General features: G+C 50.3%; 14 protein-coding genes. 7 read left to right on the top strand and 7 right to left on the bottom strand.

Going from position 1 to position 14,612, the window contains the following annotated elements; translation table 11 throughout:
* Positions 1 to 10 precede the first annotated feature (10 nt).
* Entirely contained in the window at positions 11 to 1,150 is a 1,140-nt protein-coding gene (locus CHB92_RS02545) for a tetratricopeptide repeat protein (protein WP_089317604.1), read from the top strand.
* Positions 1,151 to 1,834: 684 nt separating this feature from the next.
* Here CHB92_RS02545 and CHB92_RS02540 read toward each other — a convergent pair.
* Both CHB92_RS02540 and CHB92_RS02535 read right to left on the bottom strand, forming a co-directional pair.
* Positions 1,835 to 3,484 (bottom strand): NADP-dependent glyceraldehyde-3-phosphate dehydrogenase, encoded by a 1,650-nt coding sequence (locus tag CHB92_RS02540; protein ID WP_089317603.1) that lies wholly within the window; start codon positions 3,482 to 3,484, stop codon positions 1,835 to 1,837.
* Between the two features lie 257 nt (positions 3,485 to 3,741).
* On the bottom strand, positions 3,742 to 4,683 hold the full coding sequence (locus tag CHB92_RS02535) for an AraC family transcriptional regulator (RefSeq protein WP_089317602.1): 942 nt from the start codon (positions 4,681 to 4,683) through the stop codon (positions 3,742 to 3,744).
* A 151-nt stretch (positions 4,684 to 4,834) separates the two neighbouring features.
* On the opposite strand from CHB92_RS02535, the gene CHB92_RS02530 reads away from it, so the two are divergent.
* A complete protein-coding gene (locus CHB92_RS02530) occupies positions 4,835 to 6,367 on the top strand; it encodes an aldehyde dehydrogenase family protein (RefSeq protein ID WP_179222941.1) in 1,533 nt (510 codons plus the stop codon).
* Between the two features lie 66 nt (positions 6,368 to 6,433).
* Complete coding sequence (locus tag CHB92_RS02525) at positions 6,434 to 6,802, top strand: DUF779 domain-containing protein (RefSeq protein WP_089317601.1); 369 nt, start codon at positions 6,434 to 6,436, stop codon at positions 6,800 to 6,802.
* Positions 6,803 to 6,805: 3 nt separating this feature from the next.
* Here the strand turns inward: CHB92_RS02525 and CHB92_RS02520 are convergent, their stop codons facing one another.
* From CHB92_RS02520 to msrA, 3 genes are all read right to left on the bottom strand, one after another.
* Positions 6,806 to 7,228 (bottom strand): BLUF domain-containing protein, encoded by a 423-nt coding sequence (locus CHB92_RS02520; protein WP_144266260.1) that lies wholly within the window; start codon positions 7,226 to 7,228, stop codon positions 6,806 to 6,808.
* A 192-nt stretch (positions 7,229 to 7,420) separates the two neighbouring features.
* Positions 7,421 to 7,831: a phage holin family protein gene (locus tag CHB92_RS02515; protein ID WP_089317599.1), complete on the bottom strand. Its 411-nt coding sequence runs from the start codon at positions 7,829 to 7,831 to the stop codon at positions 7,421 to 7,423.
* A 68-nt stretch (positions 7,832 to 7,899) separates the two neighbouring features.
* Entirely contained in the window at positions 7,900 to 8,571 is a 672-nt protein-coding gene (msrA, locus tag CHB92_RS02510) for a peptide-methionine (S)-S-oxide reductase MsrA (RefSeq protein WP_089317598.1), read from the bottom strand.
* A gap of 209 nt (positions 8,572 to 8,780) precedes the next feature.
* Between msrA and CHB92_RS02505 the strand changes: the two genes are divergently transcribed.
* Complete coding sequence (locus tag CHB92_RS02505) at positions 8,781 to 9,596, top strand: aminotransferase class IV (protein WP_089317597.1); 816 nt, start codon at positions 8,781 to 8,783, stop codon at positions 9,594 to 9,596.
* Here CHB92_RS02505 and CHB92_RS02500 read toward each other — a convergent pair.
* A complete protein-coding gene (locus CHB92_RS02500; RefSeq protein WP_089317596.1) occupies positions 9,593 to 10,429 on the bottom strand; it encodes a phosphosulfolactate synthase in 837 nt (278 codons plus the stop codon). The genes CHB92_RS02505 and CHB92_RS02500 overlap by 4 nt on opposite strands.
* A 43-nt stretch (positions 10,430 to 10,472) precedes the next feature.
* A complete protein-coding gene (locus CHB92_RS02495; RefSeq protein WP_218824225.1) occupies positions 10,473 to 11,672 on the bottom strand; it encodes an MFS transporter in 1,200 nt (399 codons plus the stop codon).
* 129 nt (positions 11,673 to 11,801) lie between these two features.
* On the opposite strand from CHB92_RS02495, the gene CHB92_RS02490 reads away from it, so the two are divergent.
* The 3 genes from CHB92_RS02490 to CHB92_RS02480 all read left to right on the top strand — a co-directional run bounded on the left by CHB92_RS02490 (position 11,802) and on the right by CHB92_RS02480 (position 14,596).
* The gene (locus tag CHB92_RS02490) at positions 11,802 to 12,869 is read left to right on the top strand and encodes an oxidoreductase (RefSeq protein WP_089317595.1); all 1,068 of its coding nucleotides are present in this window, start codon (positions 11,802 to 11,804) and stop codon (positions 12,867 to 12,869) included.
* A 72-nt stretch (positions 12,870 to 12,941) separates the two neighbouring features.
* Positions 12,942 to 13,784, top strand: a complete 843-nt coding sequence (locus tag CHB92_RS02485; RefSeq protein WP_089317594.1) for a prephenate dehydrogenase — start codon at positions 12,942 to 12,944, stop codon at positions 13,782 to 13,784.
* A gap of 95 nt (positions 13,785 to 13,879) precedes the next feature.
* The gene (locus tag CHB92_RS02480; RefSeq protein WP_089317593.1) at positions 13,880 to 14,596 is read left to right on the top strand and encodes a 3-ketoacyl-ACP reductase; all 717 of its coding nucleotides are present in this window, start codon (positions 13,880 to 13,882) and stop codon (positions 14,594 to 14,596) included.
* Positions 14,597 to 14,612: the final 16 nt, after the last annotated feature.

The following is a 14,612-nucleotide window of genomic DNA, read 5'->3' as shown; positions in this document are numbered from 1 at the left end:
CATTATCAATATGAAGAAAGTACTTTTGACAGCTTTGGCAGCCGCCAGTATCACGGTTGCGAGTGCACAGAACTCAGCCGTGAACAGTGCCATCCTGAACCACAAGAATGGAACACTGGACAAAGCACAGGCTGATATCGATCAGGCGATCGAACATAAAAAGACAAAAGAAAAAGCAAAGACGTGGTTTTACCGCGGCGTTATTTACCAGGATATGATCGGCAACCCGATCTATGGTAAGCTGACAAATGATCAGACGCCACTTGTTGTGCTGGAGTCTTTTGACAAAGCTGTCGAACTGGACGGCAAAGACGGAGAGTTTGGCAAGCAGGTGCCAGAGCGTAAGCAAATGCTTTATGGCCAGGTACTGAACCAGGCAGTAGAGTTCCACAACCAGCAGGACTGGGACAATGCGATCGAGAAGTATGAGCTGGCGCACAAAGTAAGCCCAACTGATACAACTGCCGTGCTGTACGCTGCTTATGCGTCTACAGCCGACCAGAACTATCCGCAGGCTATCAAATTCTACGATACACTGCTGGACATGGGCCACAAAACAGAGGATGTATACAAGGCGAAAGTTCAGCTGATGCAAGCTTCTGAAGCTACTGACGAAGAAGTGATGAAGACGCTTTCTGCTGGCCTGAAGGAGCATCCGAACAGTGTGTACCTGATGCAGGAAGAACTGAAGTACTACCTGAAAAACGACCGTGCCGATGAGGCCATGGCAAAGCTGGACAATGCGATTGCCGCTGATCCAAAGAATGCCAGCCTTTATGCTGTAAAAGGTAACCTGTTAGAGCGTAAGAATGACCTGAAAGGTGCTACAGAGGCTTATAAGAAGGCTATCGAAGCAGATCCGAACAACTTTGATGCGTACTATAACCTGGGCGTAATGAAGTACAACGAAGGCACGGAAGTAAACAACAAGGCGGCCAAGATGGACTACGCTACCTATCAGAAGAAAGGTAAAGCCCTGGAAGCTGAGGCGAAGAAATATTACGAGGAGTCTCTTCCTTACTTCGAGAAGGCCCTGGAAATCCAGCCAAAAGATCAGGCTACTATGCAGAACTTGCTTAAAGTTTATACGCGCCTGAACCGTAAAGCGGACGCTGACAGAATCAACAAAATGCTGAGCAGCAACGAGTAGTAGCTATTAGCGTTACAATAAATACTAAAAGGGGAAGCAAATGCTTCCCCTTTTTTATGTTAAATAGGGTAGGCTACGGCATCTTGAGAATAAGGCTTAATAGGTAGTAGCCGCCACATGGAGGATTAGCATCATAAGAAGCAGGAAATGGCTTGTGTAAGAGGACGTGCGCAGGTAAGTTGGGGGCAATACCCGAAAAAGGATCTGGAGCAGTATAGATCTTAAGCAGAGTGATATGAAGTGGTATAAGTTGCCCTGATTATAAATTATACGCATGGCTCTAATTCAAACGCAGAAAGCTGAGGAATGCCAAGGAGAATAGACGCATGAGCTTGCTAAAGGGAAGACGTGAAGTCCGTAAAAGGACAGAGAATAAGAAACCAGCGAAACATTGTAGTAGGTGAGACAGGCAATTCTTTACAAGGAGAGTTACTAATTCAAGTTGAAAACAGCATGAGATAAAGAGAAACAACAGCGCTTTACTCCATATTTCATATGTTACTTAACATAATATAAATTATAAGACTTATAATGTACGAGGTAAGTCCTCTATTTTAAGTGTCACTTATAATGTACTTTATGTTAAGTACGAATAGGTGTGCTTTTAAATGAAAAAAAGTCGCCGTACAGGACAGCGACTTTTTTCACTAAACTAAACTATCACTCACTCTTAAACTCTTCTTACTAAAAAATATACTTCGTGCTCAGGAAGTTGGAGTTCTCTTCCTTCACGATTTCATTTATCAGGTGTTTGTTGTTCTCATTCAACTTGGTAGCTACCAAAGAACGGATGGAAAACGAACGCAAAGCATCTACCACAGACAATGTGCCTTCGGCGCTGTCTTTACGACCTGTGAACGGAAATACGTCCGGGCCCCGCTGGCACTGGCAGTTGATGTTCACGCGGCTTACCTGGTTCACCAGTGGATCTATTAACGAAGCGGTTTCGGTTGGATCGCTGCTGAAAATGCTTACCTGCTGGCCATGCGTGGATTCGATCAGGTACTCGATCGGCTCTTCCAGGTCATCAAAAGCGATCACTGGAATAATTGGCCCGAACTGCTCTTCCCGATACACTTTCATGTCCTTGTTTACCGGGTAAAGCACTGCCGGGTATACAAATGATTCGAAAGCCGTTCCACCGCCTTCATTCACCACCCTCGCTCCATTAGCCACGGCATCATCGATCAGGTCTTTCAGGTAAGCTGGTTTTTGAGGCTCTGGCAGCGGCGTCAGGGCTACTCCTTTTTCCCATGGCATGCCTATTTTCAGTTTGCCCACAGCCTCACTTAACTGCTGCAGGAACTGGTCTACCTTGGAACGATGCACGAATATGATCTTCAGGGCTGTGCAGCGCTGTCCGTTAAAAGAGAGTGCGCCCAGTACCGTCTCGGATACCGCTAAATCTATGTCGGCATTCTCGGTTACGATAGCGGCATTCTTCGCGTCTAAGCCAAGGATGGCCCGCAGGCGGTTTACCTTCGGGTGCAGTTTCTTCAGCTCGTCGGCCACTTTACTGGATCCGATCAGGGTCAGCACGTTTATTTTGCCGGATTGCATCAGGGCTGGCACAATGGCATGTCCACGGCCATAAATCGTATTCACCACCCCTTTCGGGAAGCACTCTTTAAACGCCTCTAATAAGGGATAGTGCAGTAGTGTTCCGTGCTTCGGCGGTTTAAACAACAAGGTGTTCCCCATGATCAGTGCCGGGATCAGCGTGGTAAAGGTTTCGTTCAGGGGGTAGTTGAATGGCCCCATGCACAATACAACACCCAACGGGGAACGACGGATCTGGGCCACTATCCCCTGCTCTATCACAAAGCGGGACGAATCACGGTCAATATCTTTCAGTGCGTCAATTGTCGCATAAATATACTCTACGGTTCTGTCAAACTCCTTTACAGAGTCAGCTACAGACTTGCCTATCTCCCACATGATGAGCTTCACGACCAGGTCCTTCTGCTCTATCATTTTATGGGTAAACTGCTCTACACAACGAATTCTGTCTTGTACGCTCATGGTAGGCCACTGCCCGCGTCCATTATCATAGGCTGCCACGGCAGCAGCTAAGGACTCCATTGCCTCTATCTCAGTACAAACAGGGTAAGTGCCAATAACTTTGCGTTTATAACCCTCGGCAGTTTTAACAGCCACTGGAGAGTACACGGTATGCATGTCTCCCTCCCACTGTTTCATTTCCCCGTTAGACAGGTATTCACGCTGATGAATCTCCTGTTTCAACTTAAATTCTTCCGGAATCTGATCCTCTTCTACAAAAATTGCCTTTACCTGCTCTTCTGTTGCGTTAGCTGCAAACTCTGTTACACTCATTACACATGTTTTAAGGTGATAAATTACTGTTCCTGGAGCTAAGTGTTGCTCTTTAGGCTGGTGATTGAGTGCTTAAGTTAAGGAGATGTTTTTAATAATGTAAACAAAAAGGAAAAATAATTATCTAAGTTGCAACTAAAAACGGTGCTTTGTGTCAAACTGCTAACGGTCGTTAGCTGAGTTCTATATAGCGGTTTTAGATGCTACTACAGTCACAGTCGTACTTCTTACCGGAGAATATAAAAGACCACAGCGGCTTAACGGACCGCTAGCGTTTTATCGGCTTGTTGCTGAAAAACTTTAGGCGTGGCACCTACCTCGTTTTTAAAGGCTCTGATAAAATAACTGAGGTTTTGGAAGCCGGCCATGTAACAGGCTTGGGTAACAGAGTTAGCTGGATTCTGGAGGTACTTCTTAGCAAGCCGCAGGCGCTCGCGCAGGATAAAGTCAGCAGGTGTGTGTCCGAACTCTTCTTTAAACTTTCTGAAAAAGCTTGCCCGGCTCATACAGGCCTTGTCGCTTAGCCTGTTAACATCGATGCGGGAAGTAATGTTCTCTTTGATATACTGGAGGACATGGGCAAAGCGGTGTGTAGCCGAAAGCTGCGTGCAGTTAGCCTCGAACAGGTGACGGGCCTGTGTCTGCATCAGCCGGATCAAAAGTTCTTTTAGGGCGAGCCCCGCCAGAATATCTTTTTCCCTGGTATGTTCACTCAAGCTGATGCGAATCAGGCGGTTAATGATATCGGCCAGTTCTGCGTTGTTAGCCAGGTGAAAGTACTCCTGGTTAATACGCCACTGTGCATCCTGCTCAACCTTAGGGTACTGCTCGTTTAGCAACTGTAGGGTGCTGTTGATTTGCTCTGCCGAAATAGCCAGGGCTATGCATTGCGTGGGATTATGCTTTTCTGCTTCCGGGAAGTCAATCTTCATTAACTCGTTTGGTGGTACGATCACCGACTCACCCGGGAGGTAGTCGAAGCCGGGCTTGTCGTAAAGGTGCATCACTTTTTTGCCCCGGAGCATGCTGGTCAGCACCCAATCGCCAAACGAAAGGTTTACTCCCCTGGCCTCCTGGTGCGTTTCAAACACGTTCAGCTCACAGGCATCCAATGTGTAGGCCGACCTGTTCTCCACTAGCGTGAATAAGGACCGCTCATCGCGCACAGGTATTGCTTGCAGGATATGTCTGGGTGCCATATGTACTATGAGTGATTGCTCAATATAAAAACCTACCGTATCAATATCAACTTGATACGATAAGAATAGTTTTTGATATAATAGGAAAAGTTTAAGACAGACCTTATGCGGACCTTGCTTCTATCGAACTAATCACCTAAACGATTATACTATGGATGCAGTAGCAATGCCTCAGGAAAAGTCCGCGGTTCTGGAGCGGCCTAAGTTTAAAGAAAAGTATGACCACTTTATCGGGGGCGAGTGGGTTGCCCCGGCAAGCGGCGAGTACTTCGACAACATCTCGCCTATTGACGGCAAGCCTTTTACCAAAGCCGCACGGGGCAACAAAGAAGACATAGACAAGGCGCTGGACGCCGCGCACAAGGCTTTTAAGTCCTGGTCTAAGACCTCTGCGGCCGCCCGTAGCAAGGTACTGCTGGATATTGCCAACATTATGGAGCAGAACGCCGAGCTGCTGGCGCGCGCCGAAACAGTAGACAACGGCAAAGCTATCCGCGAAACCCGTGCTGCGGACATCCCCCTATGCATCGATCATTTCCGCTACTTTGCAGGTGTGATCCGTGCCGACGAAAGCACGATGTCGGAGCATGATACGTTTACCATTAGCATTAACCTGCAGGAGCCAATCGGCGTAGTGGGCCAGATCATTCCATGGAACTTCCCCTTGTTAATGGCCACCTGGAAAATGGCCCCTGCCCTCGCGGCCGGCTGTTGCGTGGTAATGAAGCCAGCTGAGCAGACCCCTACCAGCATCATGCTGCTTATGGAACTGATACAGGATGTACTGCCGGCAGGTGTGCTCAACGTTGTCACTGGTTTCGGACCCGAAGCCGGTAAGCCGCTTGCCTCCTCCCCTCGCGTGGCTAAAGTTGCTTTCACCGGCGAGACCACCACTGGCCGCCTGATTATGCAATACGCTTCTGAGAACCTGGTACCCGTAACGATGGAGCTTGGTGGAAAGTCTCCAAACATCTTTATGCCGAGCATTGCCGATGCCGATGATGCTTTCTTTGATAAGTGTGTGGAAGGAGCTGTGATGTTTGCCCTGAACCAGGGGGAAGTTTGTACCTGCCCGTCCCGTATTCTGGTACATGAAAGTGTTTACGATCGCTTTATGGAGCGCGTTATAGCGCGCACAGAAGCTATCAAAGTAGGTCATCCCCTCTCCGAAGACACCATGATGGGCGCACAAGCCTCAAACGACCAATTTGAGAAGATCCTCTCCTATATGGACGTTGGCAAGCAGGAAGGCGCCGAGGTATTGGCTGGCGGCGGTGCCGCTAAGTTGAACAGTGGCCTGGAAAATGGCTACTACATAAAGCCGACCATCTTTAAAGGCAACAACAAGATGCGGGTGTTTCAGGAAGAGATCTTTGGTCCGGTTGTTTCTGTGGCTACTTTCAAAACGGCAGAAGAAGCGATTGATATGGCCAACGATACTTTGTATGGCTTAGGTGCCGGCCTATGGACACGAGACGCACATGAAATCTACCAGATTCCACGCGCCATACAGGCTGGGCGTGTATGGGTTAATTGCTACCATGCCTACCCGGCCCATGCTCCTTTCGGTGGATACAAAAAGTCTGGCTTCGGACGTGAGACGCACAAGATGATGCTAAACCACTATCGCCAGACGAAGAACATGCTGATCTCGTACGATAAGAACAAGCTGGGCTTCTTTTAACAGAGACTATCTTTTTTAACAGATGCCTGCCACCTTACTTCGGGGCAGGCATCTTACTTAAAGATTATGGAAGAAAACGTTAAACGCGTACTGGTAACAGACAAAGCAAAGGAAGTGATAGACCAGTTGCGGGAAAAGCATGGCCCCCTGATGTTCCATCAAAGCGGAGGCTGCTGCGATGGCTCCCAGCCCATGTGTTTTGAAGAGGGGGAGTTTAGAGTAGGTGAGAGTGATGTACTGCTGGGTGAGGTGTATGGCTGCAAGTTCTACATGGCTCGCGATCAGTACGAGTACTGGAAACATACTCAGCTAACCCTCGATGTAACGCCAGGCCGTGGAGCCAGTTTCTCCCTAGAAATCCCCCTTGGGCTACGCTTCCACATCCGGTCCAGGGTATTCACGGAGCAGGAAATGGCGCAGCTTCCGCAGCTTTAACTTTCAGTAGATGTTGTTTGCGGTAAAGGTTTTCAGCAGCGAGAGGGCAACACGATCGTCACTGGCACCCGGTACTTTTAGTTGCTTGTTAACGGTAGGGTCAAAGTAGCCCATTACCTGCTTGTAATCTTGGGCCGACAGGCTTTTGAAGCCCATAGACCAATCGGGGAAGTCGCGGCTTTGGATGGATACGCTAATCAATTTGATGATTCCCCTATGGCGGGCGTCTTTCTCAATTTTATGGAAGAGCTTCAGTACCTGCTCTTTCTCCCCTTCCAGCACCTGTATAAAATTACCATCGTGGTACAAGAGCATGCCGGTTAAATGAATTGCCTCATTATTCGCCCTGGATTTGACCAACAGCGCTTTCAGGACGTCTTCGTTCACGAGTTCTACGGCTGAACTGACGTATACTAATTGATGCATAAAAATACTTAAATGCGTAAAGATAGGAAGCACGGGGCTATTCTAAAAGTACCGGGCTTCAGCTACAACACGAGCCTTCCTTTGAGCAGTGTAACTTGCTAAAATAAGGGCCTGCACAAATCACGTGTAGGCCCTTATTTTATATTAGTATGTTTAGCAGGTACTTGCAAGCTTAAGACAGGCCCGTCCTCCTTATCTGCCAGCAAGCACTACTTCCGTTTTAGGTTGTCTTGTTTCTTGCAGTTGCGCAAAGCTTTCCTCGTCATCGCCGCCTATCCAGCCAGCAATAGCAACCGCAATGGCTGTGGCGATAGCAATTACAAGGGCGGGCCAGAAGCCGTCCACTTTAAAGTTACCAACCAGTACATCCACCAGCTTTATCATCAAAGCCGTAACAATCAGGCTGACAATGGCTTCTAGAAGGAAGAAAGAGACAAGGTTTAAGACACCACTTAGCAGCCAGCCAATGGTGGCATTAAAAATACCGATCAGGAAAGCTACCCAGAGAGCTGTCCAGAAGCTTTTCACATGCACGCTCGACATCGCATTGGCCAGGAGTAGAATAACACCGGCACTTACGAGTAAATTTACAATAAAGTCCATTTCCTAGTTCGTTTAATTTCACAGCCTGTACTACGTTGGCTGCGCTAAAATTGATTGAAAATGTCTTTTTACTGCACGTATTCCGGCTTTAGCTTGTCCTGATAGTTTGCCTCGAACTTCTGCACCTTTGGCCTTGCCACCGACACTACATAAGGATCGTTGGGGTTACGGCGGTAATAATCCTGGTGGTACGCTTCGGCCTCCCAGAACCTTTCAAAGGGTTGCACCTCTGTCACAATGTCGTTCTTGTAGGCGCCGGACTCCTCGAGTTGCTGGATATAAGTTCTGATAATAGCTTCCTGCTCTGGGTTTCGGTAGAAAGCAATACTGCGGTACTGTGCCCCGATGTCAGGTCCCTGTCGGTTCAGGGTGGTCGGGTCATGGGTGGCAAAGAACACTTCCACCAGTTCCTGGTAACTCACCTCTTCCGGGTCGTAATAAACCTGCACCACTTCGGCATAATCCGTGGCACCCGCGCTCACCTCCTCGTAAGTAGGGTTTGGCTTTTCCCCTCCTGCATAGCCGGAAATAACCGCCTTAACCCCCTCCACGCGCTCAAAATAAGCCTCTGTGCACCAGAAACACCCGCTTGCGAAAGTGGCCTGTGCCAGCCCGGTTGTATCTACTGCCGCCAGCGTCTCCACATCGCCATCTACCACGGCGCTACTGGTGTTGCCCTCGGTACAGGAATTGACAAGTAAAATTAACGGTAATATAAAATATAGTTTGTTTAGTATCATAGCTTCGAATTTGTCGATGTGTTGTGCCTTAACTTTATTCTACGTCATTAGCTAGCCGGCAGGTTTGCAAAAGGCACTTCTTGTACCCTATCGGTTCTGATGCCCAGCCTGAACAAGTAGCCGCTCACGCCAAACAAAAGACGGCAGCTTTTGAGAATCATCTGTTATCTTCCCTATATCTTTGAGTGCACGACCTTAACCTTATTCCCATGCTGCTATACAACAACCAGAAAATAAGCGAAGAAGAACTGAGTGTAGGGCTCTCCAACAGGGCCTTTCAGTACAATGATGGCTTTTTTGAAACTGTTATCGTGCAGGAGGGCCGTTTGCGTTTTTGGGCTTCGCACCTGGAAAGAATACAGGAGGCAGCGGCCGCCTTGCGCTTAGCACTACCCCAATACTTTTACACTCCTGACTTTGAAGATGGACTTTTACAGCTGGCAGAAAAGCAGCATGCATTGGAAAGGGGAAGGCTGAAGCTAAAAGTCTGGCGGGCTGGGGCAGGGCTTTATACGCCACAAAGCAACGCCGCAGACTGGCTGGCGACGGTGCAGCCTGTGTCCGCTGCCCCGCTTACTCCCATACAGGCAGGGGTCTGCCACAGCGTTCGCACTTCTTACTCTCCCCTCTCCTTCTTTAAAGGACCCAACGCCCCCCTATACGTGTTGGCTTCTATCGAGAAACAGGAACGTAAATTGGATGACCTGATCCTGTTAAACCCCCAGCAAGTGGCTGCTGAGTTGTCTGTTGCGAACCTTTGTTGGGTCGACCAGGGAGTGCTTTACACGCCTGCCCTGGATACAGGCTGCATCAATGGCGTGATGCGGCGAAACATCCTGCAGTGGTGCGGGTTTAAGGGGGTAAAGGTGCGGCAAGCGTATTTCGGCGTGGAGCGTTTGCTGAGAGCCGATGCAGTTTTCGCGGCCAACGTGACAGGGCTCCGCAGCATCGCCTCTATTGAGGGTACAGAAGTGAACCTGCATAACACCTTGCTAGACGACATGAAAGCCGACTTGTTGGGTTAATGAACCCCCTGGATACGGCCCCAGGTGCTTTGGGTGCCCCAGATTCCGCGCCGCAGGCATTCCAGTTGTACGATCTGGCTATGGTCTATAAAGAGATTCATTTTGTAACCATAGTTCCGGATATACCATTCAAACACCTGAGGGTCTGCGGCCTCAAACATCAGCTTGTCGGCCCCCAGTTCTTCTATAAACTGTGCGACCACGTCTGTGCGCCAGGGATCGGCATTCTCTGTGATACCCTCGGACTCGATCATGATCAGGTAAGCACCAGCCTCCAAAAAGCGTTTCGCCTGCTTAATGGCTTGTCCGGTATCGCGTGTACCCGCGGCTTTCAGTTCTGCTGCTGCCGTATCCCCACCGGCGCCAAACTGTATTCCTATTTCCGGTTTTGCCTTTAACCCTGCCTGCTGCACCATCTCGATCAAGCGCAACCAGTCATCGGTAGGCAGGGTGATGAAACCCGCGGAGAGCTCGATGATATCGAAGCCCAGGCGCTTACACTCGGCAATGTATTGCGTCACGGCTTCCTTCCCCTGCGTCAGCACATATTCCATGAAGCCGCCAGTCGATACCAGCACCTTATGCTGGTGGGCCAGGTCGATGATCTCTTGCAGGGCCTGGGGCGGCAAAAGGGTAAAAGCGCCCCCTGCAAATTTAAGAGAGTCGATGTAGGGACCCATTGTTTCCAGTACGTCCTGTAAGTAGCGCTTCCCCATCACCGTATAATAGGGACCCCGGATCTCGGTAAGTTCCCCGGTTCTAGGCTTAACGCTGCGCGGGTTGGTTTTCAAAAAGTCCAGGAACTTACTCTTGTTGTTTTCTGCTGCGCTCATGCTCCTGCGTACGACAAGAAGCGGTATGCTGGTTTTATAGGATTTAACTTTTAACCCGGTTGCGCCGCAGGAACGAGACGTGTACGGACAGCGCAAGGGCAGAACATAACAGCCCGGTCGCCACCACCCCGTTCCATTGCCAGAAATGCCAGGCCTGGCTGGCCAGGTAAGTCCCGAGGGCACCACCGGTAAAATAGGTAACCATGTACACCGTGTTCAACCGGTTTCGCGCTTCCGGGCGCAGTGAAAAGATAAGCGTCTGATTCGCAATATGGGTCGCCTGTACCCCCAGGTCCATTAGAATCACCCCTACGACCAAGCCTATGATGCTACCGCTGAACACACCGAAGATAACAAAAGAGACAACGATCAGCAGGATGGTAAGGGTGGTGATACGGAAGGCGTTTCCTTTGTCTGTGAGCCGCCCCATGCCGGAGGCGGCGAGGGCCCCGAAGGCGCCGATCAGGCCGAAGGATCCGGCTACGTCGCTACCGGCATTAAAAGGCGGCTCCTCGAGCAGGAAAACCAGCGTGGTCCAGAAGGCACTAAAGCAGGCATAGCACAAAGCGCCACGGATAGCGGCCAAGCGCAGCAAAGGTTCTTCTTTCGCCAGGTGCGCCAGCGAGCCCATCAACTCTTTGTAAGTGCCCTTGTAGGAAGGGTGCACCTCCGGAAGCAGGAAGTAAAGGGCAAGCCAGAGGGCCACCATCAAACCGGCGCCAATCAGGAACATGGCCCGCCAGCCCAGGTGCTCTCCCACAAAGCCACTCAGTGTTCTGGAGAGCAGGATACCGATCAGCAGGCCGCTCATGACAAAACCCACCGTGCGTCCCCTTTCCTCGGGTTTGGACAGGTGCGCCGCCATGGGTATCAGCAACTGGGGCACCACGGAGGTGGCCCCGATAAAAAAGCTGGCGAGCATCAATGCCTCTATGTTGCCGGCAAAAGCAGCCAGCACCAAGGCAATCACGATGAGTATAAAGTCGGCCATGATGAGCCTTTTGCGCCGGAACATGTCACCCAGCGGAATAATAAAGAACATCCCGACCGCATAGCCTACCTGCGTGAGCATGGAAATAGAGCCTGCTTTTGCCTCGGTAATCCCGAAGTCTGCGGCGATCTTACCCAGTAAGGGCTGGTTGTAATAAAGGTTGGCCACCACCATACCCGTAGAGATGGCCATCACCCATAGGTGCAAACGGGTAAGGACAGGTGTGGCCAAGGCAGTGGAAGGGTTATGCATGATGAAGGTATAAAGTCTCGTTCAGGTGATCAAGCGCGCTAATGTACGCAGCCGACACCATAAGTTGAAGGAAAGACTAGCATGGATGGCCCATTGTTTTTACCTTAGCCACCTTATGCGATAATTACCATGACAGCACCAAACACCATCTTACATGTTGGCCTGATCGGTTTCGGTATGGCCGGCCGTATTTTTCATGCGCCGTTTATCTGCAGTGTGGAAGGCCTGCATCTGGCAAAGATAAAAGCCACCCGGCAAGAAAGTATTTCCTTTGCACAGGCGCATTATCCGCAGGCAGAAGTGGTAGCGGAAGTGCAGGCAATTTTATCGGATGAGAAAATAGACCTGGTGGTTGTGGCCACGGCTAATGCGAGCCATTACGCATTGGCAAAGGAGGCGCTGCAGGCAGGAAAGCATGTATTGGTGGAAAAGCCCTTTACCGTTACCGCTGCTGAGGCAGATGCGTTGATCGCGCTGGCAAAGGAAAAAAACAAAGTCTTAACGGTATACCATAACAGGCGCTGGGACAGTGACTTTAAAACGGTAAAGAAAATTATTGCGAGCAATTTGCTCGGAGAGCTGGCAGAGTATGAGGCGCATTTCGACCGTTTCCGCAACGAGATCAAGCCCAATACCTGGAAAGAGGAGAGCCTGCCCGGTTCCGGTATTTTATATGACCTGGGCTCCCACCTCATTGACCAGGCCCTGTACCTTTTCGGGAAGCCCAGGGCCGTTTACGGCGATATACGGGCGCAGCGACAAAATTCCGGCATCGCAGACAATTTTGAAGTAGTGCTGCACTACGAGCACCTGAAGGTAACGCTAAAGGCCGGGATGCTGGTAAAAGAGCCGGGGCCTCACTTCATTCTTTTGGGCAACGAAGGTGCCTTTGTGAAATATGGCATGGACGTGCAGGAAGCGGCCCTAAAAGCCGGCGAATTACCCCAAAACCAAACGGACTGGGGTGTGGAGCCGGAGGAGCTGTGGGGAACCCTGAACACAACTTATCAGGGCTTACACCTGAAAGGAAAGATCAAAAGCGAGGCCGGCGATTATCGGGGCCTTTATGAGAACGTGCGCAAAGCTATCCTGGGTCAGGCGGAGCTGAATGTAAAACCAGAGCAGGTGCGGGAGGTGATCCGGGTGATCGAGCTGGCGATGCAAAGCAGTGAAGAGCAAAGAACGCTACCCTTCTAACGAATTTAAGCCAGGCAACTGAAGTAATTTTACCTTTCTTACCGGTCTTTAAGACCTGCAATTTTCTTAAGCATGAAACTGTGCGTTATTGGCCTCGGCCTTTTAGGGGGATCTTTCGCGCTTGCTGTAAAGGCAATCCATAAAAATACCTTTGTGCTCGGCGTGGACGCTAATCCTGCCCACGGTCAGCGTGCCCTGGAGCGGGGTATAGCTGATGAGGTATTACCTTTACCAGAAGCCTTAAAGCAAAGCGACCTGGTCGTACTTGCCACGCCGGTGGATGTGATCTATACCCTTTTACCCGAAGTGCTCGACCTTATACCCGATCAGGCCACCGTTGTGGATTTAGGCTCCACCAAAGACCTCTTGTGCCAGGTGGTTGCACAGCACCCGAAGCGTGGGCAGTTTGTGGCGGCACACCCCATTGCCGGTACAGAGTATTCCGGACCAGACGCGGCCTTTGCGAGCCTGCTGGAGCACAAAACCATGATCATCTGCGAAAGAGAGAAGTCTGGCCCTGCCTCGCTCGCTCTTGTGGAGGAGCTTTGCCGCGACTTACAGATGCCATTGCGCTACATGGGGGCTAAGGAGCATGACCTGCACCTGGCTTACGTCTCCCACCTGAGCCACATCAGCTCTTTTGCGCTTGGCTTAACCGTGCTGGACAAAGAGCAAGACGAAAAGAATATTTTTGATATGGCAGGCAGCGGTTTCTCCTCTACCGTGCGTCTGGCTAAAAGCTCTCCTGCTATGTGGGGCCCCATCTTTGCCCAGAATAAAAAGAATGTATCGGAGGCCCTCGAAAGCTATATCAGGCAGTTACAGGAGTTCAAAGCCACCATCGACAAGGATCAGCAGCAAGAGGCAAAAGAACTGATGGCCAAGGCAAACGAGATCCGTCGCATTCTGGGATAACCCTCGCCTTTCCCCTTCCTGTCTGTGTTTTTGGAAATAGCGACAACCTTAGCTTACATTTGTAGGTACAAACATCAAACGAAACACAAAGACACATGGAATCATTAGCAGGAAAGAATGCACTGATTACCGGAGCAGGCAAAGGCGTAGGACGTGCCGTAGCCCTTGCTCTCGCTAAAGAGGGGGCGAATGTGGCCCTTTTATCACGCACCGAGGCCCAGTTAAAGGAAGTAGCCGCTGAGGTAGAGGGCCACGGAGTTAAAGCTGTTGTAGTGGCGGCAGACGTGGCTGATCTGAACGCTGTAAACGCAGCCGTAGAAAAAGCGAAGAACGCGTTAGGAAGCATCAACATCTTAATAAACAGTGCTGGTGTTGCTGCTTTCGGGAAGTTCCTGGAGCTGGAGCCAGAGAAGTGGGAAGAAATTGTGCGGATTAACTTGCTGGGTGTTTACTACGCGACCCGTGCTGTTTTACCGGGTATGATCAAGCGCCAAAGCGGGGACATCATCAACATCTCCTCTACAGCCGGACAGAGAGGCGCTGCGGTAACCAGTGCCTACAGCGCCTCTAAATTTGCTGTATTAGGCTTAACGGAATCGCTGATGCAGGAAGTGCGCAAGCATAACATCCGCGTAACGGCCCTTACCCCCAGCACCATTGTCACCGACATGGCCTATGGACAGAACCTGATCACGGGAGACCCGGAGCGTGTGATGCACCCCGAGGACTTCGCCGAGTTGATCATTGCCCAACTGAAACTGAACCGCCGGGTATTTGTGAAAGAAGCTGGCATTTGGTCTACGAACCCTTAACTAAAACAGGTCCGGA

This window comes from Pontibacter ummariensis (assembly GCF_900188175.1).
Taxonomy (GTDB): Bacteria; Bacteroidota; Bacteroidia; order Cytophagales; family Hymenobacteraceae; genus Pontibacter; species Pontibacter ummariensis.
The sequence above is the reverse complement of the archived record's forward strand: the minus strand, read 5'-3'. Positions and strand labels throughout refer to the sequence as shown.